The organism is Symbiobacterium terraclitae (assembly GCF_017874315.1).
Taxonomy (GTDB): Bacteria; Bacillota; Sulfobacillia; order Symbiobacteriales; family Symbiobacteriaceae; genus Symbiobacterium; species Symbiobacterium terraclitae.
The window spans coordinates 56,755-75,969 of sequence record NZ_JAGGLG010000010.1 but is presented as its reverse complement, the minus strand read 5'-3'; the positions used below and the strand labels follow the sequence as shown (position 1 = coordinate 75,969).

At 71.1% G+C, this 19,215-nt stretch carries 12 protein-coding genes and 1 pseudogene; 6 read left to right on the top strand and 7 right to left on the bottom strand.

Annotated elements, in window-relative coordinates:
* The first annotated feature begins 8 nt into the window (after nt 1-8).
* Both J2Z79_RS07715 and J2Z79_RS07710 read left to right on the top strand, forming a co-directional pair.
* The gene (locus J2Z79_RS07715; RefSeq protein WP_209466294.1) at nt 9-1,874 is read left to right on the top strand and encodes a cytochrome c3 family protein; all 1,866 of its coding nucleotides are present in this window, start codon (nt 9-11) and stop codon (nt 1,872-1,874) included.
* A 79-nt stretch (nt 1,875-1,953) separates the two neighbouring features.
* A complete protein-coding gene (locus J2Z79_RS07710) occupies nt 1,954-3,354 on the top strand; it encodes an ammonia-forming cytochrome c nitrite reductase subunit c552 (RefSeq protein ID WP_209466293.1) in 1,401 nt (466 codons plus the stop codon).
* Nucleotides 3,355-3,403: 49 nt separating this feature from the next.
* Here J2Z79_RS07710 and J2Z79_RS07705 read toward each other — a convergent pair whose 3' ends face one another.
* Nucleotides 3,404-5,965: a PBP1A family penicillin-binding protein gene (locus J2Z79_RS07705; RefSeq protein WP_209466292.1), complete on the bottom strand. Its 2,562-nt coding sequence runs from the start codon at nt 5,963-5,965 to the stop codon at nt 3,404-3,406.
* Nucleotides 5,966-6,035: 70 nt separating this feature from the next.
* Nucleotides 6,036-6,926, bottom strand: coding sequence for a histidine phosphatase family protein (locus tag J2Z79_RS07700; protein WP_209466291.1), 891 nt, complete (start codon nt 6,924-6,926; stop codon nt 6,036-6,038).
* Nucleotides 6,927-7,091: 165 nt separating this feature from the next.
* Between J2Z79_RS07700 and J2Z79_RS19270 the strand changes: the two are divergent.
* Nucleotides 7,092-7,883, top strand: a pseudogene (locus J2Z79_RS19270) (alpha/beta hydrolase); the annotation flags it as partial.
* A 300-nt stretch (nt 7,884-8,183) separates the two neighbouring features.
* Here the strand turns inward: J2Z79_RS19270 and hflX are convergent.
* Entirely contained in the window at nt 8,184-9,467 is a 1,284-nt protein-coding gene (gene hflX / locus J2Z79_RS07690; protein ID WP_209466290.1) for a GTPase HflX, read from the bottom strand.
* Nucleotides 9,468-9,855: 388 nt separating this feature from the next.
* On the opposite strand from hflX, the gene J2Z79_RS07685 reads away from it, so the two are divergent.
* From J2Z79_RS07685 to J2Z79_RS07675, 3 genes are all read left to right on the top strand, one after another.
* Nucleotides 9,856-12,426 (top strand): coiled-coil domain-containing protein, encoded by a 2,571-nt coding sequence (locus J2Z79_RS07685; protein ID WP_209466289.1) that lies wholly within the window; start codon nt 9,856-9,858, stop codon nt 12,424-12,426.
* 126 nt (nt 12,427-12,552) lie between these two features.
* A complete protein-coding gene (tkt, locus tag J2Z79_RS07680; protein WP_209466339.1) occupies nt 12,553-14,565 on the top strand; it encodes a transketolase in 2,013 nt (670 codons plus the stop codon).
* 193 nt (nt 14,566-14,758) lie between these two features.
* Nucleotides 14,759-15,736: a hypothetical protein gene (locus tag J2Z79_RS07675; RefSeq protein WP_209466288.1), complete on the top strand. Its 978-nt coding sequence runs from the start codon at nt 14,759-14,761 to the stop codon at nt 15,734-15,736.
* Nucleotides 15,737-15,831: 95 nt separating this feature from the next.
* Here J2Z79_RS07675 and J2Z79_RS07670 read toward each other — a convergent pair whose 3' ends face one another.
* The 4 genes from J2Z79_RS07670 to J2Z79_RS07655 form a co-directional block, all read right to left on the bottom strand.
* Entirely contained in the window at nt 15,832-16,827 is a 996-nt protein-coding gene (locus J2Z79_RS07670; protein ID WP_209466287.1) for a sodium:calcium antiporter, read from the bottom strand.
* 183 nt (nt 16,828-17,010) lie between these two features.
* Entirely contained in the window at nt 17,011-17,676 is a 666-nt protein-coding gene (locus J2Z79_RS07665) for a YczE/YyaS/YitT family protein (RefSeq protein WP_209466286.1), read from the bottom strand.
* 97 nt (nt 17,677-17,773) lie between these two features.
* Complete coding sequence (locus J2Z79_RS07660) at nt 17,774-18,073, bottom strand: hypothetical protein (protein WP_209466285.1); 300 nt, start codon at nt 18,071-18,073, stop codon at nt 17,774-17,776.
* Between the two features lie 31 nt (nt 18,074-18,104).
* Nucleotides 18,105-19,208 (bottom strand): LysR family transcriptional regulator, encoded by a 1,104-nt coding sequence (locus tag J2Z79_RS07655; protein WP_209466284.1) that lies wholly within the window; start codon nt 19,206-19,208, stop codon nt 18,105-18,107.
* Between the last annotated feature and the right edge of the window lie 7 nt (nt 19,209-19,215).

Sequence of the window (19,215 nt, the reverse complement as noted above, 5' to 3'; positions counted from 1 at the left end):
GAGGTTCGATGAAGCGCAGATTCAACTGGGCGATTCCGGGCCTCCTGGCCATGCTGGCGATCATCGCCGCGATCGCCCTCGCTCAGAGCCTGTCCGCAGTCTCGCCCGACCCTGCCAAACTCGCAAACCAGTGTTCCTCCTGCCACGCCATGGAGGACCACGTGACCACCTGGCAGGCGTCGACCCACCGGCAGGTGGCCTGCACGGACTGCCATGCGGATCCGGGCGTCTGGGGCTGGATGGAGGTCCAGCTGGGCCGGGTGCGGATGATGATGGCCGAGGCCCGCGATCCGCACGCCGGATTGGGCGAGGTGGCCACAGAGGTCACCAACGAGCGCTGCCTGAACTGCCACGCGACGGAGATGCCGTGGGTGATGCAGGACCTGAAGCCGCCCGAGTTTGACGAGGAAGGCAAACCGATCCGGGTGGCCAGGGAGGAGCTGGAGTTCCTCGGGGCGCTGGCCGGCCACGACCTGCACCTCACCCTGGCGCAGCCACTGGCCTGTACCGACTGCCACGACGGCGTCGCGCACGGGCCGACCGAGCAGGTGGACCGGGCTGCCGCCTGGCATAACACCTGCCTCGAGTGCCACGCCGAGGAGAACGTGGCGATGGCGGTGCGGAACACCATCTCCTGCTCCGCCTGCCACGTGGACATGCCCAGCGTGGCGCCCGATTCCCACAAGGATCCCGGCTTCCGGGTGGCCCACGGCAAGCAGGCGGTGCAGGAGCCCCAGTCCTGCCAGGCCTGCCACCTGAACCCGGGCATCATGACCGTCGAGTCCGGCCAGAGCGTCCACGCCCAGCAGATGGTGCTGGCCGCCGCGGAGACGCTGGAGCCCTGGATCCCGCTGATGGGGCCCGGCTCACTGCGTGTTCCCGCGGGAATGCAGGACGACTGCGCCTCGTGCCACGGCATCACGATGCCGCACCCGGATGACTGGCTCAGCGACCACACCAGGGGCTACGCGGAGAACCCCGCCCTCTGCGCCACCTGCCACGGCGTGCAGGGCGACGGTTTCACCAACACCGTCCTGGGCGACCCGCGGGCCCTGCCCACCGAGGATCCGCTCTGCGTCACCTGCCACGCCCAGCCCATGCCGCACCCCGCAGACTGGCTCACCGGCGGGCACCAGGCCGCAGCGAAGGCGCAGCCGCTGACCTGCGAGCAGTGTCACTCGCCCGCCAACCCGGCCAACGGGGACGCGCCGCACGCCTCGCCGCTCTACTGCGCCGAGTGCCACCTGAACACCTTCGTCCATCCTGAGGGGTTCTTCGCCAGGCACGGCAAGGCCGCCCTCGCAGGCGACACGGTGGGCGAGAACTGCTTCACCTGCCACATCGTGGACGGGATCAAGAACGGGCTGGCCGCCCTCACCGGCCGCTCGGCGACGGCCTGCTCGGCCTGCCACACCGACGGGTTCGGGTCCGGAGTCAAGCAGCAGTGGCACCCGGCAGACTGGATCGCCAGGCACGGGTCCGTGGCGCTGGGTCCCACCGGCGCCATCGCCGAGAACTGCGCCAGCTGCCACAAGCCCGAGTTCAACTCCTGCGCCGAGTGCCATACCGACGGTGTCGGCCGGGGGATCGAGCAGCAGTGGCATCCCGACGCCTGGGTCCGCGACCACAAGAACTTCGCCCTGGACGGCAGCGGCGCGGTGGCGCAGAACTGCACCACCTGCCATACGCCAACCTTCAATACGTGCGCCGAGTGCCATACGGACGGCTTCGGCCAGGGCATCAAGCAGCAGTGGCATCCCGAGTTCTTCTGGGTGACCCACGCCCGGACGACGAGGCCTGAGGACGTGGCGAGCTGCCAGAGCTGCCACGCCTACGTGGAGCCCTCCTGCGCCCAGTGCCACCGGGGCTTCTAGCCCCCCTGACCGGCCCAATCCTGCCGATGCCGGCGGCAGTTGGGGAAATACAAGCGAGTGGAAAGGAGGTGCCATGGAGATGCGAATGTGGAAGATGATTCCTGCAGCGCTGATCGTGGGGCTGGGGTGTCTGCTTGCGCTGGGAATCGGCGCAAACGCCACGGGGGCGACGGCCAACGACCAGATTCCCGAGTACGTCGGTTCCCAGGCCTGTCTGGGCTGTCACACCGATCACTTTACGCACTGGTCTGAGACCGGCCACGCCAACGACCTCGTGCAGTTGATCCGTGCGAAGGACTTCCCCGGGGACATCAGCAGCGCGCCGCCCGAACTGCAGGCCGAGCTGCAGAAGGCGCAGTGGCTCGCATTCGGAGAGCGTTTCCTGGCACGGTCACCGGAGACGGGGCAGTTGATGTACCTGAACGTGCAGTGGGATGCGGCAGCGGGTCAGTACGTGGCCTACAACGGCGGCTCTGACTTCGATGCCCGGTGCGCCAGCTGCCACAGCACCGCCTGGGATGCGTCCCAGTCCGCCTGGTCCGAGCCGGGCGTGGGCTGTGAGGCCTGTCACGGCCCCGGTCGTGAGCACATCCTGGGCAAGGGCGACCTGTCGAAGATCCGTTCGGACTTCAACAGCAACACCTGCCTGCAGTGCCACACCGGCGCCCGCCACGGGACCAACTGGGAGGTTTCGGCTCACGCCCGCTCGACCGCCCCGGTTATCCGGAACGAGAACCACGAGCCGGATCCCAACGGCGTGCCGTACCGGGATTCGTGCTTCGAGTGCCACTCGTCCGATGGCTTCGTGGCCAAGCTCCGCGGTGAGGAGTTCAGCGCCACCGCGAACCATCCGAACAACCAGCCGGTTGGCTGCGCCGCCTGCCACGATCCGCACGGCAACGGCAATCCCGATCAGCTGCGGCAGTCGGCCGAGCAGCTCTGCCTGACCTGCCACTCCGCGGGCATCCCGGAGGGCGGCAGCATCCCGGTCACCGGCCGTGTTGGCCACCACCTGCAGGCTGAGTTCCTGTGGGGCCGCGGCGCCGCCGGCGGCATCAAGCCGACCGAGGGCCCGCACTCGCAGGTCGCCTGTATCGAGTGCCATATGGTCGGCGGCGACCACAGCACGAAGATCGCCGTTCCCACCCAGGTCGCGGCGGGTGCGCAGGACAGCTGCACCAAGTGCCATACCGACTCCACGCCTGAGTCGCGCAAGGCTTACCTGGATACCTGGCAGCGGACCACCGGCACGATGATCGATGCGGCCAAGAAGGACATCGCGGTCATCGAGCAGGCTGTCGCCGCCAACCCGAACCTGCTGGACGAGGCGCAGGCGCTGGTCTTCAACACGGCGAAGGCCAACCTGACCTTCATCGAAGAGGATCGCTCGATGGGTGCCCACAACTTCGAGTACGCCATGAAGATCCTCAACAGCGTCAGCAGCCAGCTGAAGCAGGTCCGCGAGGCCATCGGCCGGTAGCGGAACTCGCAGCGAAGAACCCCGGATTCCTCCGGGGTTCTTGCGCGTCTCATGGCAGGCCTTCGTCCCAGTCCCCCGCGTCGCGACCGTCCTCACCGGGGCCGTCCGCACCATGTCCGCTCTGGTCCGGGTCCCGGTCCCGGTCGTCCGGTGCCCCTTCCCCGGGGTCCCCCCCGACGGGGCTGCCGTCGTCGGGGCCCTCGTCATCCGTGTCCCCGTCGCCCGGCTCCCCGGCGCCGGTTTCGCCATCGCCGGGCTCCTCCGGGCCCCCGTCGCCGGGTTCCGGCGGCTCCTGTCCGGGCTCGGGCTCGTCCATCCGGACCTCGACCCGGAGGGGGGCGGACGGCTCGCCCGTCGTGCCGGTCGCGGGGTCCACGGCTACAACCTGGTAGTCGTAGGTGCCGGGCTGCGACAGCACGTCCAGGAACGGAGGGGCGTCGACGGTGGCCACGACCTCGGCCTCCGCTCCATCCGCACCGGCGCTGCGGAGGACCCGGAACCGCACCTGTCCGCCGGCCGGTTCGCCGCCCTCGGTCCTCCAGGTCAGGTTCACGGAGCCCGGCTGCGGCCCGGGCGACGCCGCCAGGTCGACGATCGCGGGCAGGACCGGCCTCGCCGGCTCCTCCGCCGGCGGCGGCTCCGCCGGCTCCTCCGCGGGCGGCGCAGGCGTCTCCACGACCCGGGGTGGTCCGCCCTCCGGCCCTGGGAAGGCCAGCGCCGGTCGGCCCGCCAGGGCGGCGCCCACCACCTGCCGCCAGATCCAGGTGGGATAGGTGGAGCCGTTCACCTCGGGCGGCAGGTAGTGCTCCGCATCCACCTGGTCGTAGCCCACCCAGACGCTGGCCGCCACGTCCGGCGTGTAGCCGACGAACCAGGCGGCGGCGTTCCCCGAGAGGCCCTGGAACGCCTCGCCCGGCGGCAGCTCGACGGTGCCGGTCTTGCCCGCCATCGGACGGTCCAGCAGGGCGCCGGTGCCCGTGCCCTGCCGGACGACCGTCTGCAGCATGTCGGTCACCGCGTGGGCCGTCTGCGGCCGCATCGCCTGCCGCACCGCGACCGGCCGGCCCCGCAGGAGCCGGCCGTCCGCCGTCTCCACCCGCGTGATCAGGTGCGGCGTGCGGTAGACCCCGCCGTTGGCGAAGGGCTGGTAGGCGCCGGCCAGCTCCAGCGGGCTCGCACCTTCGGCCATGGATCCCAGGGCCAGGGTCAGGTCCCGGTCCTCGGCCGTGACGGGGATGCCCAGGCCCTGGGCGAATGCCCTGGCCCGTTCCAGGCCCACCTGTTCCAGCAGCCTGACGGCCGGGATGTTCAGGGAGAGGCGCGCGGCCTCCCGGAGCGTCACCTCGCCGCGGAACTGGTGGTCCCAGTTCTGCGGCTCCCAGCCACCCACGTTGAGGGGCTCGTCCAGCACGATGCTGTCAGGCGTCAGTCCGGCGTACTCGACGGCGGGCGCGTAGACCACCACCGGCTTCAGCACTGACCCGGGCGACACCCGGCCGCGGCTGGCCCGGTTCAGGCCGCCGCCGGGCGGATAGTTTCGGCCGCCCACCAGGGCGCGCACCTCGCCGGTGCGCGGGTCGACCGCGGCGAAGGCCGCCTCCACGCCGTCGGGGGTGTGGGCGGGGAAGATGCGGGCGGCCAGCACGCCCTCGGCGGCCTCCTGCATCGCCGGATCCAGGCCGGTGTGGATCGCCAGGCCCATCAGGGCGACCTGCTCCGCGTCCAGGCGATACCGGCTGCGCAGTTCGGCCCGCACCTCCTCGAGGTACCAGGGGTGCGGGCGCACCGCGTCCAGCTCGCCCTGCGCCACGTGAAGCGGCTGCGCCTTCTCGGCTTCCGCCTGCTCCGGCGCCAGGTAGCCGGCGGCCACCATGCGGTCGAGCACCGCGTCGCGCCGCAGCCGGGCGGCCTCCGGGTCCCGCAGCGGGCTGAAGAGCTCGGGCGCCGGTGCGATGCCGGCCAGGGCGGCCGCCTCGCCAGGGGTCAGGTCAGCCGCACGCTTGTTGAAGTAGAGGCGGCTTGCGGTGCCCACGCCGTAGGTGCCGTGGCCCATGTACAACTGGTTCAGGTAGAGGGCGAGGATCTCGTCCTTCTCGAAGCGCACCTCCAGCAGCAGGGCCAGCACGGCCTCGCGGACCTTGCGGGTCAGCGTCTGGTGCTGCGAGAGAAAGGTGTTCCGGGCTACCTGCTGCGTGATGGTGCTGCCGCCCTCGGCGACGGTGCCCTCCCGCAGGTCGGTGACCAGCGCCCGGGCGATGCCGCGCAGGTCGACGCCGCGGTGCTGGTAGAAGCGGATGTCCTCCGAGGCCACGAAGGCCTGGGCTACGTAGGGCGGAAGGTCGGCCAGGGCGACCGGCTCCTGGTAGGGGCCGGTGAGCGGTCCGACCGCGCTGCCGTCGGCCGCGTAGACGATCGACGGCCGGCCCGGCGCCAGCTCCCCCATCGGCAGCGATGCGAATGCCAGGAGGGCCGAACCGGTGCAGAAAAGGAGCCAGGCGGCAGCGGCTGCGCAGGCGGCCTGGACGCCCCTGCGCAGCCACCGCCGCCGGCTGGCCCGTCCGGAGGGGCGGTCGGTCTGTCGCCGGTCGGTTCCATCAGTGGGGTGCGACACAGGCTCCACCTCCCGTTATACTCTGACCGGTGGAGGCGGGCAGCCGGTCGCGCACCGGGGGCTGCCTTTTTCAGGCTCCGGTGGCCTCCTGCGCCCCGCGGCTCCCGAACCGGACCGCGGGGAACCGTTCGGCCAGCCGGCGGCGGAGCTCGCGGCCCACCCGCTGGTACCCGGGAGCGGTGTACAGGAGGTCGATGTAGCCGTAGCGCACCCGGTCGGTGAACGCCCGGGCGTAGCCCACCAGGCGGTCCTCCACCCAGGCGGACTCCACCGCGGAGGAGTGCAGGAGCAGGTCGCGGGCCTGTTCCGGATCCATCTCGAGCCCGGGGAGGCCGCGCTCGCGCGCGTACCCGGCGAGCCGCAGCTTCTCGCCGCTGTACTCCACGCCGTCCACCAGGAGGTGGCGATAGTCGTGCTCGCCCGCCAGCGCAAACGAGCGGCCGTCGTAGACCACGGGGGTGATGCCGGTGTTGCGGGAGATGGCGTGGGGCGCGCCGACCGCCCTCTGCAGGAAATAGGAGATGAGGCCGCCGTGAGCCACCACGAGCACCCGCCGGCCCGGGTGGCGCCGGGCGATCTCGGTGATCACCGCCTCGCCGCGCACGGCCAGCTGGTCGTTGGACTCCACCCCGGGGATCTCGCCCAGGGAGAGGCCAGGCCAGATGGCGTTCCGCTCGATGGGGGTCAGGCCCTCCGCCGGGCCGATCTGCCGCTCCCGCAGCCGCAGGTCGGTGATCAGCTCGTGGCCGGTCCGGCGGCAGACGGCCAGCGCGGTGGCCCGGGCGCGGGCGAGGTCGCTGCTGTAGATCACATCCCAGTGTTCCCCGGCGAGGCGGGCTGCAGCCGCCTCGGCCTGCCACTCGCCCTCGCGGTTCAAGGGGATGTCGGTATGGCCCTGGGCGCGGCCGTCGTAGTTCCAGTCGGTCACGCCGTGGCGCATCAGCGCGATGTAGGTGTTCACGGGCAACTCCTTCCCATACTTCATATGGTTTAAGTATAGATTGAGCCGCCGGAGCGGTCAAAGTCAGCGGAGCGCCCACGAATTTCCGCTCTTTCCAGGACATATCCGTGTACCGGGCGTGTCCACAGCACGCCGAGCGACGGAGGGAGAGAGGAGTGGGGATTGATGCCGCTGGACAGAGAGGTTGAGGCGTTCCTGAAGCAGTTGGCCGAGGCTGGTGGCCCCGCGCTCAACGAGATGGCGCCGGCAGAGGCCAGGCGGATGGCCGAGCAGCTGGCATCGCTCGGGGGCGAGGCGGAACCGGTGGCGAGCTTGGTGGACCGGACGATTCCGGGCCCGGCAGGTGCGATTCCCGTCCGCATCTATACGCCGGCGGGCGAGGGGCCTCTCCCCGTACTCCTCTACTTCCACGGCGGCGGCTGGGTGATCGGCAGCCCGGACACGGTCCACTCGACCTGCTCCCTGCTGGCGAACCGCGCCGGGGCGGTGGTGGTCTCGGTGGACTACCGGATGGCCCCGGAGCACAAGTTCCCGGCGGCGGCCGAGGACTGCTACGCCGCGACCGCCTGGGTGGCCGAGAACGCCCGCAGCTTCGGCGGCGACCCGCAGCGCATCGCCGTCTCCGGCGACAGCGCCGGCGGCAACCTGGCCGCGGTGGTCGCCCTCATGGCCCGGGAGAAGGGCTATCCGCAACTGGCATACCAGGTGCTGATCTACCCGGTGACCGACCACAGCTTCGACACCCCGTCGTACCGGGAGAACGGGACCGACTATTTCCTGACCACGGCCATGATGGAGTGGTTCTGGAACCACTACATCAACGGCGACGAAGACGACCGCGACTGGCGCGCCTCGCCGCTGCAGGTGGCGGACGCGTCCAACCTGCCGCCGGCGTTCGTCATCACCGCCGAGTTCGACCCGCTGCGCGACGAGGGCGAGGCCTACGCCCGGAAGCTGGCAGAGGCCGGCAACACCGTGACGCTGAAGCGGTACCTGGGCCAGATCCACGGCTTCTGCACCCTGCTCGGCGCCATGCCGGCCGGCAGGCGCTGGAGGAGGCGGCCGCCCACCTGCGCCTGGCCTTTGCCTCCCGCTAGGCTGCTAGATCTGCGACGAGGTGGCGGCGAAGGGATACGCGGGGTTCGCAACAGAGGCAGCAGGCTGATGATGCGAGGACCCGGGGCCGCAGGGCCCCGGGTCCTCGCATCATGCCTGCGCCTCGCACGGCACGCCCGGTGGGGGCGCAGGCGTATCCACCTACTCGCCCAGCGCCGCCCGCAGGCGGCCCGCCAGGCCCTTCTCCAGTTCGACCTTGACGTACGTGCCGTCCTCCCTGTGCTCCTCGGCGAGGACGCGCCCGCGCTCGTGCGCCCAGGACAGCCACGCGGACTTGGCGTAGGGGATCACGGCTTCCAGGACCTCCCGCCGCGCCTGCAGCGCGCGCTGGATCGCCGCCTGCAGGCCGTCGAGGTTCCGCCCCAGGGCGGCGGCGACGGCCACGGCGCCCGGGGTCTGGGTCAGCAGGTGCTCCAGTTCGGCCGGCTCCACCAGGTCTGCCTTGTTGTAGACCACCAGCGCAGGCTTCTCGCCCGCGCCCAGCTCGGCCAGCACCTGGTTCACCGTCTGCATCTGCTCGGCCCGCTTGGGGTGCGCGGCGTCCACCACGTGCAGGAGGAGGTCGGCCTGGGTCACCTCCTCCAGCGTGGAGCGGAACGCCGCCACCAGGCCGTGGGGCAGGTTGTGGATGAAGCCGACGGTGTCCACCAGCAGGTAGGGTTCGCCCTCCGCCGGCTCGACCCGGCGGGTGGTGGCGTCCAGCGTGGCGAAAAGCCGGTCCTCCGCGAGGACGTCCGAGCCGGCCAGCGCGCGGTGCAGGGTGGACTTGCCGGCGTTGGTGTAACCGGTGAGCGCCACCACCGGGATGGCCGAGGCCGCCCGTTCCGCCCGCAGCCGGGACCGGTGCGCCTGGATGTCGGCCAGTTCCCGCCTGAGGGCCGCCATCCGGTCCCGGATGCGCCGCCGGTCCACCTCAAGTTTGGTCTCGCCGGGGCCCCGGTTGAAGACGGTGCCCGCGGAGCCCGCCTGGCGGGAGAGCTCGATTCCCTTGCCGGTGAGGCGGGGCAGCCGGTAGCCCAGCTGCGCCAGCTCCACCTGCAGCTTGGCCTCGCGGGTGCGGGCCCGCAGCGCGAAGATGTCCAGGATCACCGCCGTGCGGTCCAGCACCTGGCAGTCGATGATCCGCTCGAGGTTCCGCTGCTGCACGGGGGTCAACTCGTCGTCGAAGATGACGAAGTCGAACTCCAGGTGGCGGCGCAGCAACTCGATCTCCTCGGCCTTGCCCTTGCCGATGTACGTGGCGACGTCCGGCGCAGGCCGCGTCTGCACCTGCCGGCCTACCACGGCGGCGCCGGCGGTGTCCACCAGCCGTTCCAGCTCGTCCAGCGACTCGGCCGCGCTCCAGCCGCCCCGCTGGCGGGCGGGCAGCTCCAGGCCCACCAGGAAGGCGGTGGCGGCTCGGTCTCGCAGCAGTTCTTGCGTCATTCGTGCCACTCCCTGTCGTGTTCTCGGTTCTGCTCTCCGGGGCCGTCGGGTGGTCGGCCGGCGGGGCTGCGGCGCGGGGAGTCAGCACACAAAAAGGCCGCAGCCCCACCAGGGCCGCGGCCGCACTGCCATAGCTTCAGGATGGCACATGCTACCGAGGGCGCGCCGGAGAGGGCGTATGAACGGGCACCAGGCTGCGCAGCCGCCCGGCGATCCAGATCATGACGAACCCCTCCTTTGCAAAGTCTGGATCTATTCTAGCGCCCGCTGCTTGGGAAGTCAACCGCGGGCCGGCGCCCGAACCTTTTTCTGCCCGGGGCGACTCTACAGAGGGCGCAGGTGCACATTCTGCCCGCAGCGAATGGTTACACCCGAGGGAGGCGATCCCATGCCGAAGCGCGCTACCCATCCCGCCCCGGTTGCCGTCATCCTGTCCCTGCTCGCCGCGCTGCTGCTGACCGCGCTGCCCGCCCTGGGCGCCACCAGCCCCGGCGGCGTGGTGGACGACCGCTCGGGCACGCTGTCCGCGTCCGAGCTGGCGCAGGTGGAGGAGGCCCTAACGGGTCGCCGGTTCGCCTACCGGGTGGTCATCCTGGACGCGGCCTTTCCCGGCGGGGAGCCGCCGGATGCCGAGTTCCAGTTTCAGACGATAGCCGACAAGCTGCTGGCCGACGTCCCCCGTGAGGCGGTGCTGATCACCATCGCCATGCAGGAGGGGCTGGTGGACTTCCGGGTCTGGCAGGACGGTCCCGTGCAGGCGGCCTTCCGTGAGGCCACGGGACGAGCCTTCGCCGACTACACAGCGCGGGTGTTCGACGCCTTTGCTGCGAAGGCGGTGGATGACGACATCGCCGGGGCCATCATCGCCGCGGCCGATCGCATCGAGGAGTTGGCCACTGCGAGACCATCCGCCCCGGCCCGGCCCTCGCCCGGCGGCACCGGGTCGGTGCCCTCACCGGGCACCAGGCCCGTGCCGAGCCAGTCCGGCAGCAGCGGGTCTGGCCCGACCCCGTCGGTTCCGTCCGGCGCTGGGCGCGGGGTGAGCCCGTCCCTGCTGGCCCTGATCCTCGGCGGGCTTGCCGCACTGGTGGCCGCGCTGGTGGAGCTGGCCCTCTTCCTGCGCTACCGCCGGCTGCGCGGCGAGTGCCTTGCGCTGCGGGACGGCTTCGTCTCCACCCTGGTGAAGATGCACGAGCAGGACCTGCCCCTGGCCCGCAACTACGACGGCGAGGAGACCCGGAGCCACGTGGCGGCGGCGGGGGAGGCCTCTGACCGGGCCTTCGACGCTTACCGCGCCGGCGGGGAGAAGATGGCCGAGGCGGAGGGGCTGGCCCGCCGCTGGCGCTTCGGCGCCGCGGCGAAGGCGCTGAAGGCGGCGCGGGCGGCCTACGAGCAGGCCGCGGCGGCCGACCGCCAGGCGCAGCAGGCCTTCGCACCGGTGGCCGAGGCGATCCACGGCTGGGAGGCGGCTGCGTCCGGGGCGGCTGCGAACCGGCAGGCCGCCGGGGACGGCATCGCGGAGCTGCGCTCCCGCACCGGGTGGGCGCTGGTCCGGCTGGACGAGCGGGTGGCCGGGGCCGCCCGGATCCAGGCGGAGGCGGAGGAGGCCCGCACCGAGGATCCCGTGCGGGCCCTGCGGCTGGTGCGCGAGGCCGACAGGCTGTTCCAGGAGATCCGCGCCGACGTGCAGCGGATCGCGGAGCAGCAGCAGACCCACGAGGCCCAGCGGCAGGACGCCGAGAAGGCCCGGGGCGAGATCGAGGAGACCCGGGTGAGCCTGGGCCTCAGGTTCGTGGAGGAGGACCCGTCCGCGGCGCTGGCGCGGGCCGTGCGCCATCAGGCGCAGGCGGCGGACCGGATGCCGGTGGGCGACGTGGAGGGGGCCCGGGAGGCCCTGGAGAGCGGGCAGGCCGCGCTGGACGAGGTGCGGGCCATCCTCGCCCGCTACCGGGAGGCGGTGACCCAGTACCCGGCCCGCCGGCAGGCGCTGGTGGAGGGTACCGGATGGCTGGCCGCCGAACAGGGGACGGCCCGGTCCGTGGTGGAGCAGCTGGCGGGCCGGTACGCGCCCGAGGACTGGGCGGACGTCCGCGACGTCCCCCTGGCGATGGCCGACCTGGAGAAGCGCATCCGGGCGGGACTCGACGAGGCGGCGGGCCTCGTCCGGCCCGAGGAGCAGCGCTACCTGCAGGCCTTCCGCATCCTGAACGACAACCTGGGAGAACTGGCGGCCCTGAAGGAGCGCACGGCGCTGCTGGCGGCCCGGCCCGACCGCCTCGCCGAGGCCGAGCAGGCCGCCCGCGACCAGGTGGCCCGGGCGGACCGGGAGTGGGCCGAGGCCCAGCAGGTGGCCTCGCAGTACGGCCTGATCCTGCCGCGGGACCTCGCCGACCGCTGGCGGCGCGTCGACGATGCGCTGGGCGCCGTCCGCCGCCGGCTGGCCGACCGGCCGCTCGCCGTCGGGCGGGCCGGCCAGGAGGCCGCCGGGATCCTGGAGCTTGCCGCGGGCCTGCGCAGGGCGGTGGAGGAGCTGGCCCGGCAGGCTGAGGCCGCGCGGCGCCGGCTGCGGCAGGCGCAGGCGGAGGCGGCGGCGGCGCTCATCCACACCCGGTTCAACCCGGGGGCGGCCGCAGCGCTCCAGCGGGCGCTGAGCGCCGGCGAGCAGGCGCTGGCCGCCGGGCGGTACGAGCAGGCGCTGGCCGAGGCCGAGTCGGCCCTGCGCAGCGCCCGCCTGCTGGTGGCCGCCTACCAGGCGCACCTGGCCGCCGAGCGGCGCCGCCGGGAGATGGCACAGGCGGCGCACCGGCACGGCGGAGGCGGAGGCGGTGGCTTCGGCGGCGGCGGCTTCCGTGGATCGGGCGGAGGCGGCAGCTTCGGCGGCGGCTTCAGGGGCTCCGGCGGGGGCGGCCGCTTCGGCGGCGGCAGCCGCGGCTCCGGCGGCGGCGGAAGGTGGAAGTAGCGATCGCGCATCCTACGGGGGAAGCCAACATGGCTTCCCCTTCCGCTCTGTTAATGGTAAGGTAATGACGGTAGTTGGTTAGACCGTCCACGTAAGGAGGATTTCGTCGCCGTGCGTGTTGCCAATCTGACCCCGGAGCTGCGCCAGGCCGCCGTCAACACCATCAAGATGCTGGCGGTGGACGCCATCGAGAAGGCCAAGTCGGGCCACCCCGGAGCGCCCATGGGCTGCGCCGACATGGCCTTCGTGCTGTGGAGCCAGTTCCTGCGCTTCGACCCCGAGAATCCTGACTGGCCCAATCGCGACCGCTTCATCCTCTCCAACGGACATGGCTCCATGCTGCTGTACGCCCTGCTCCACCTGGCCGGCTACGACCTGGACATGGAGCAGCTCAAGTCCTTCCGGCAGTGGGGCAGCCGGACCCCGGGACACCCCGAGTACGGCCATACCCCCGGCGTCGAGGTGACCACCGGCCCGCTGGGCGCCGGCATCGCCCACGCGGTGGGCATGGCGGCGGCTGCGGAGATGCTCGCCGCCCGGGTGAACACGCCGGACTTCCAGCCCGTCGACCACTACATCTACGGCATCTGCGGCGACGGCGACCTGCAGGAGGGCGTCGCGGCCGAGGCGGCCTCGCTGGCCGGCACCTGGAAGCTGGGCCGGCTGATCTTCCTCTACGACGACAACGACATCTCCATCGAGGGCAACACCGACATCGCCTTCACCGAGGACGTGGCCCGGCGCTTCGAGGCGTACGGCTGGCACGTCCAGAAGGTGGACGGTCACGACCAGCTGGCGATTGCCGAGGCCATCGAGAAGGCCCGGGCCGTCCTCGACCAGCCCTCGCTGATCATCTGCAGGACGGTCATCGGCCACGGTGCGCCCAACAAGGGCGGCAAGGAGGCGGCGCACGGCGCCCCGCTGGGGCCCGACGAGACCCGGCTGACCAAGGAGGCCCTGGGCTGGCCGCAGGAGCCGGCGTTCTACGTGCCGGAAGAGGTGCGCGCCTTCTTCGCCGAGCTGAAGGCGGAGAAGCAGGCCGAGGCCCGCCGCTGGCGGGAGGGGTTCGAGGCCTGGCGGCAGGCCAACCCGGAGAAGGCCCGGGTCTGGGACGCCCACAAGAACCTGCTCGTGCCGGCCGACCTGGACGCCCAGCTGGTGGAGGCGGCCCGGAGCGACAAGCCCCTGGCCACCCGCAAGCTCTCCGAGATGGTGATCCAGCGGGCGGCGGCGCTGGTGCCCAGCCTGGTGGGCGGTTCGGCCGACCTGGCGGAGTCCAACCTGACCAGCATCAAGGGCGGCGGCGACGTGGGCCCCTGCGCCAAGATCGGCCACTACGACTGCTCCTGGGCGGGCCGCACGATCCACTTCGGCGTGCGGGAGCACGCCATGGGCGCCATCGTCAACGGCATGGTGCTCTACGGCGGCTTCCGGGCCTACGGGGCGACCTTCCTGGTCTTCTCCGACTACATGCGGCCGCCGATCCGGCTGGCTGCGCTCATGCAGGTGCCCTCGATCTTCGTCTTCACCCACGACTCGTTCTTCGTGGGCGAGGACGGCCCGACGCACCAGCCCATCGAGCACCTCTGGTCGCTGCGGATGATCCCGCACGTGACGCTCTTCCGCCCGGCCGACGGGCTGGAGACTGCCATGGCCTGGGCCTACGCCCTCATGGAGGCCAAGGAGCCGACGATCTTCGCCCTCACCCGGCAGAACGTGCCGCTTCTCACCCGGCCTGAGGGCTTCCAGATCCGCGACGTGTGGAAGGGCGGCTACGTGCTCTCCGATGCCGCGAACCCCGTGGCGACGCTGATCGCCACCGGCTCCGAGGTGGGGCTGGCGCTGGAGGCGCAGAAGCTCCTGGCGGAGCAGGGGATCGCCGTCCGGGTGGTCTCGATGCCCTCCGTCGAGCTGTTCCTCCGGCAGCCGCGGGAGTACCAGGAGCAGGTCCTCGTTGGCCGGCTGGCCGCCATCGAGGCGGGCCGGACCGACGGCTGGTACCGGCTGATCGGCCGGGACGGCCTGGCCATCGGCCACGAAGACTTCGGCGCCTCCGCCCCCGGCGGCGTGCTGGCGGAGAAGTTCGGCTTCACCCCGGCGCAGGTGGCGGCGAAGGTCGCCGCGTGGCTCGCCGAGTAGCGCGGGATTGCGAAGGCCCCGGTCGCGTCGTCGGCCGGGGCCTGCTGGTCAACTGGCAGTCGGATATCTCGCACTTGACGGGACCGAGAGAACTCGGGTGCAGCAGTGGTGGTTGGCTGCGCGCAGACGGCCTGACTGAGGGCCGGGTTCGGTCGATGGGCGTCAGCGTACAGGCTCATACGGAGGGCAAGGCATGCGCAGAAACGTGATACCCGGCCTGAGAAAAGTGGACTGGTCTGATCCGCAGCGGCAGAACGAGTTCGTGAACAGCGTGGTCTCCGCGCTGAACGCCCTGGGAGAGAGTCTGACGTACGACACCGTGTGCGCCCTGTCGGGCAGCGCGTTCCGAACGTCGTTCTCCATGCCCTCTGTGCAACTGTGGAATCACGGCAACTACCACGTGGTACACACCCCGATCCTCATCGAGCATACGTTCCGGATGCTCGGGTTCGAGGTGGCCCACCACGTGCGCGGCGACTACGCGCACGACAGGCGGCTGGTCACCGAGAGCATCGACCGGGGCGTGCCCGTGATCACCCTGGAGGGGGTCATCAACGGCGCGGACGCCTGCGTGATCGCCGGCTACGATCAGGGCGGCGACGTCCTGCTGGGGTGGAGCCCCTTCATGGACGTGCCCGAGGACCACCAGGAGGCGCACGACGAGACCGGGTACTTCCGCAAGTCCCGCTGGCATGACGGTCCGTTCGCCGGCGGGAGCACCGGGCGCATCCTGATCATCACCGGACGATGCGAGAAGCCGTCTCCGGAGATCGCTTTCCAGGAGACCCTGTGCGTGATCCGGCGACTGATCGCGGCGGAGTCCCTCGCACCGGGGCAGTACAACGGGCTGGCGGCGCACCGGGCCTTTGCGCGGGCGCTTCAGACGTACGAGTGGGATGATCCCTTCGAGCCCTACCTCAACGTGATGTGCAACGAGAAGCAGTACCTTGACCGGCAGTACGCCGTACCCTTCTTTCGATCGCACGGCCGGGAAGACCTCGCGCGCCAGTACGCGCGGATCGCGGACGAGGCCCGGCGGCTGGTCGAGTTCATCCCGCAGGACTTCTCGGCCGGCCACCTCTTCGCGGACCGGGCGAAGCTGCAGCCCTTCTGCGACACGCTGCTGCGCATCTGCGACCTGGAGGAAGAGGCGCTCACCATGATCGACTGACCGGAGGCCGGCCCTGTGCGACACCTGGTCGGCGTCGGCCGGCGCTCCGGTCCGAAAGGCAAACCCCCGCCTGCGGCGGGGGTTCCGGTTTCTCGCTAGCCTGCCAGGTAGATCAGGCGCAGGCCGATCAGGTAGGCGCCGCCGATGGCCACCATCTCCCAGGGGAAGCGGCGGCCCTCGCGCCGGGGCATGGTCAGCGCCACGATGACGATACCCGAGAGGATCAGGCCCACCAGGGCCGACACGATCTGGCCGGTCGTGCCTCCCGAGAGCAGGGGTACGCTGCCGGGCTGGGCCAGGTCACTGACCAGAAGGATCAGCATGTTGAAGATGTTGCTGCCGAGCACGTTGCCCACCGTGAGGTCATATGCGCCCATGCGCACCGTGAAGATCGACACCGTCAGCTCCGGGAGCGAGGTTGCGCCGGCGAGCAGGGTCCCGCCGATGAACGTCTGCCCGAGCCCCGTGATGACCGCGATCTGGTCGGCGGCACTGCTCATGTACCACCCCGCCGCGATGATCGCGCCCGCAGAGACCGCAAACTTCAACCAGGCGCCTGCCGCAGAGGAGGAGGACTCCCGGTCCGTGGGCGGTGTCTCCGCCGTTGCAGCCACTTCCAGCTGTTGCTCCGGCTCATTCCCCGGGAGAACGCGCATGATGATGATATAGGTAGCGGCAATGATCCAGGTGTCCAGGCCCGCGCCGAGGAAGGCATAGGGCTGGCGTACCACCATCGACAGCGCGGCGATGCCGCTCAGCAGCATGCCGGCGGCTGCGGTGGTGACGTGGGTCGGGGAGACGTTGGTCAGTATGGGCCGTGCCGCGAAGCACTGGGCGATAACCAGCAGCAACATATTGAAGATATTGCTGCCAAACACGTTGCCCATGGCGAGGTTTCCTGCGCCCTGAAAGGCAGCGGTTCCCGAGGCGGCTACCTCGGGCAGCGAGGTCGCGCCGGCCAGCAGGAGCGAGCCGATGAAGGCGCGTCCGAGCCCGGTGCGCTCGGCCAGTTCGTCGGATGCGTTGGAGAGGGCACGTCCGGCGAAGATGATGACGCCCGCACTGACGACAAACACGACCCATGGGTTCATCGTGACGCACATCCATTCTGTGGTGGTCTGGGGGAGACGCAGGTGCGCAGCGACCTGTGCGGGAGATCACATGATCACTGGCAACAATTCTAATATAAACGGTATGCGCCTTTCGTGCTAGGTCTGCCCGGGCAGTATTCTCCCCCTGGTTTACAGAATGGCGGCGACCATTGTATGCCAACTCTACCCCGCCTCGCGCCGCTGTTCGGCCTGGGCCGGCCGCAGGGCCACCGGGCGCACGATGCCGCCCAGCGGGCCGAGGCGGGCCAGGAGTCCGGCGAGGTAAAATCCCAGCTGCACCGCCGGGCCCACGCCCAGGACCACCGCCACGGTCCCCGCGCCCAGCGGGCCGCCGAGACGCCAGCCGACAAGGGAGACCGTGAGGTCGAGTCCGTTCTTCACGATGGCCACCGGTAGGCCCAGCTTGCGCGTGAGGCCGATCATCAGCGAGTCCCGGGGTCCGGCGCCCAGGTCGGCGCTGGCGTAGAACGCCGTGCCGACGCCGGAGACCAGGATGCCTGCGGCCAGCATCAACCAGAGGCCGGCGGTGGTCTGCGGAGCCGGCAGGCGCGCCAGGAGGAACTGGAGGATGGGGCCGAAGGTGAGCATGTTGAGCACCATCCCCAGGTTGGGCCGCATTCCCAGCGCCCAGTCCAGCGCGATGATCACCGCGCCCAGCGACTGGATGACCAGCCCCAGCGGCAGCCCGGTGCGGCCGCTGAGCCCGAGATGGAGGATGTCCCAGGGTCCTGCGCCGAGCCCGGGGCGTATCACCAGGGCGTAGCCGAGGCAGGTGATCACCAGCCCGACGTAGTACCAGAGCAGCCGCAGGGCGAAGCGAAACCGCATGTGCTCACACCTCGTGGCGTCCATGATGAAGAAGACCCCGGACCACACGCTGGCCGGGGTCTTTTTCTATAATAACGATTCATTCCAGTAAAGTAAATCACGCTTCGCGTTCGGTCCAGGCGAGGCGGCGGGGATCCAGCGCGGCCGGCCACAGGCGCAACCGGGCCAAGAGCCGCTGCCGCGCCCGGGACGCGGGCCACTCGTGGCGGAACCAGAGCAGGATCAGGCCGGCGGCGGTCACCGCGGACCAGATCATCCCGGCGAGCCCGGCGTAGGGCAGCAGGGCGAGCGGCCCCACCTGGTGCAGCAGGGGGGTGGCCCAGACCGCCAGTACGGTGGCTCCGATGTAGGCGCAGTCGGTGCAGATGCGCAGCCAGCGCCGGTAACTCTTGGACATGCGATCGCCTCCCCCACAGGGCTCTCACATCCTATGACGAAGACGGCGCCTTCCAGGTTTCAGGAAGTCGTTGGAAATCATGCGAGGAGGGCCAAAGTTCTGACGAGAGCTGCAGGAAGGCTTCCGCCGAGCGGGGGAGCGGGCGGTCGCGCCGCCACACCAGGGCGAGGGTGCGGGTGAGCGGCAGACCGGCCAGCGGCACGAAGGCCGGCGATGGGTTGAGGCTGCGGTCGGTCGCCATCTGCGGCACGAGGGTGACCCCGAGCCCCGCGGCGACCATCGCCTGCAGCGTCTCGATCTGGGCGGACTCGAAGGCGATGCGCGGCGCGAATCCGGCGGCATGGCAGGCGGCGAGGACCAGGTCCCGGAAGCCGTACCCGGGCTTCATGACGAGGAAGGGCTCGTCCGCCACCGCCGACAGGGGAACGCCGGGTTGCCCTGCAGGCGGATGCGGGCTCGCACCGCCTTCTGCGCCGGCCTGGCACGGCGGCGGAGAGCCGCCCGGGAGGTCGGCCGGCAACTGCGCGGCCCAGTCGGCCGGGTTGCTCGTTGGCCCCTGCGCGGGGACCGTCTGCTGACGGTCACCTTCCTGCTGCCGCCACGCGGCCGCAAGGGGATGGTCCGGCGGCAGCGCCAGCAGGATCGGCTCGGTGAGCAGCGGCTGCCAGTCCAGGTCGGGGCTGCCCGGAGGGAGCGTGGTCAGGGTGAGGTCGGTCTCGCCCGACAGGGCCAGTTCCGTCAGCCGCAGGGTCGACTCCTCCCGCAGGATCACCTGGATCCCCGGGTAGCGCCTCCGGTAGGCGGTGATCGCACGCGGCAGCAGGCGGGATCCCGTCATGGGCAGGCTGCCCAGCACCAGGCGTCCGCTGCGCAGGCCCAGCCGCTCCTCCACCGCGGCCCGGGCGGCCTCCACCTGCCGGAGGATCGCCTCGGCGTGGGGCAGCAGCGCCTCGCCGGCATCGGTGAGCCGCACCGGCGTCTGGCTCCGGTCGAAGAGCGGGGCCCCAAGTTCTTCCTCGAGCCGGCGGATCTGCTGGCTCAGCGAGGGCTGCGCCACCATGTTTTCCGCCGCGGCCCGGGTGAAGCTGCGGTGCCGGGCCACAGAGACGAAGTAGCGGATGTGGTGCAGGTTCACGCGATCA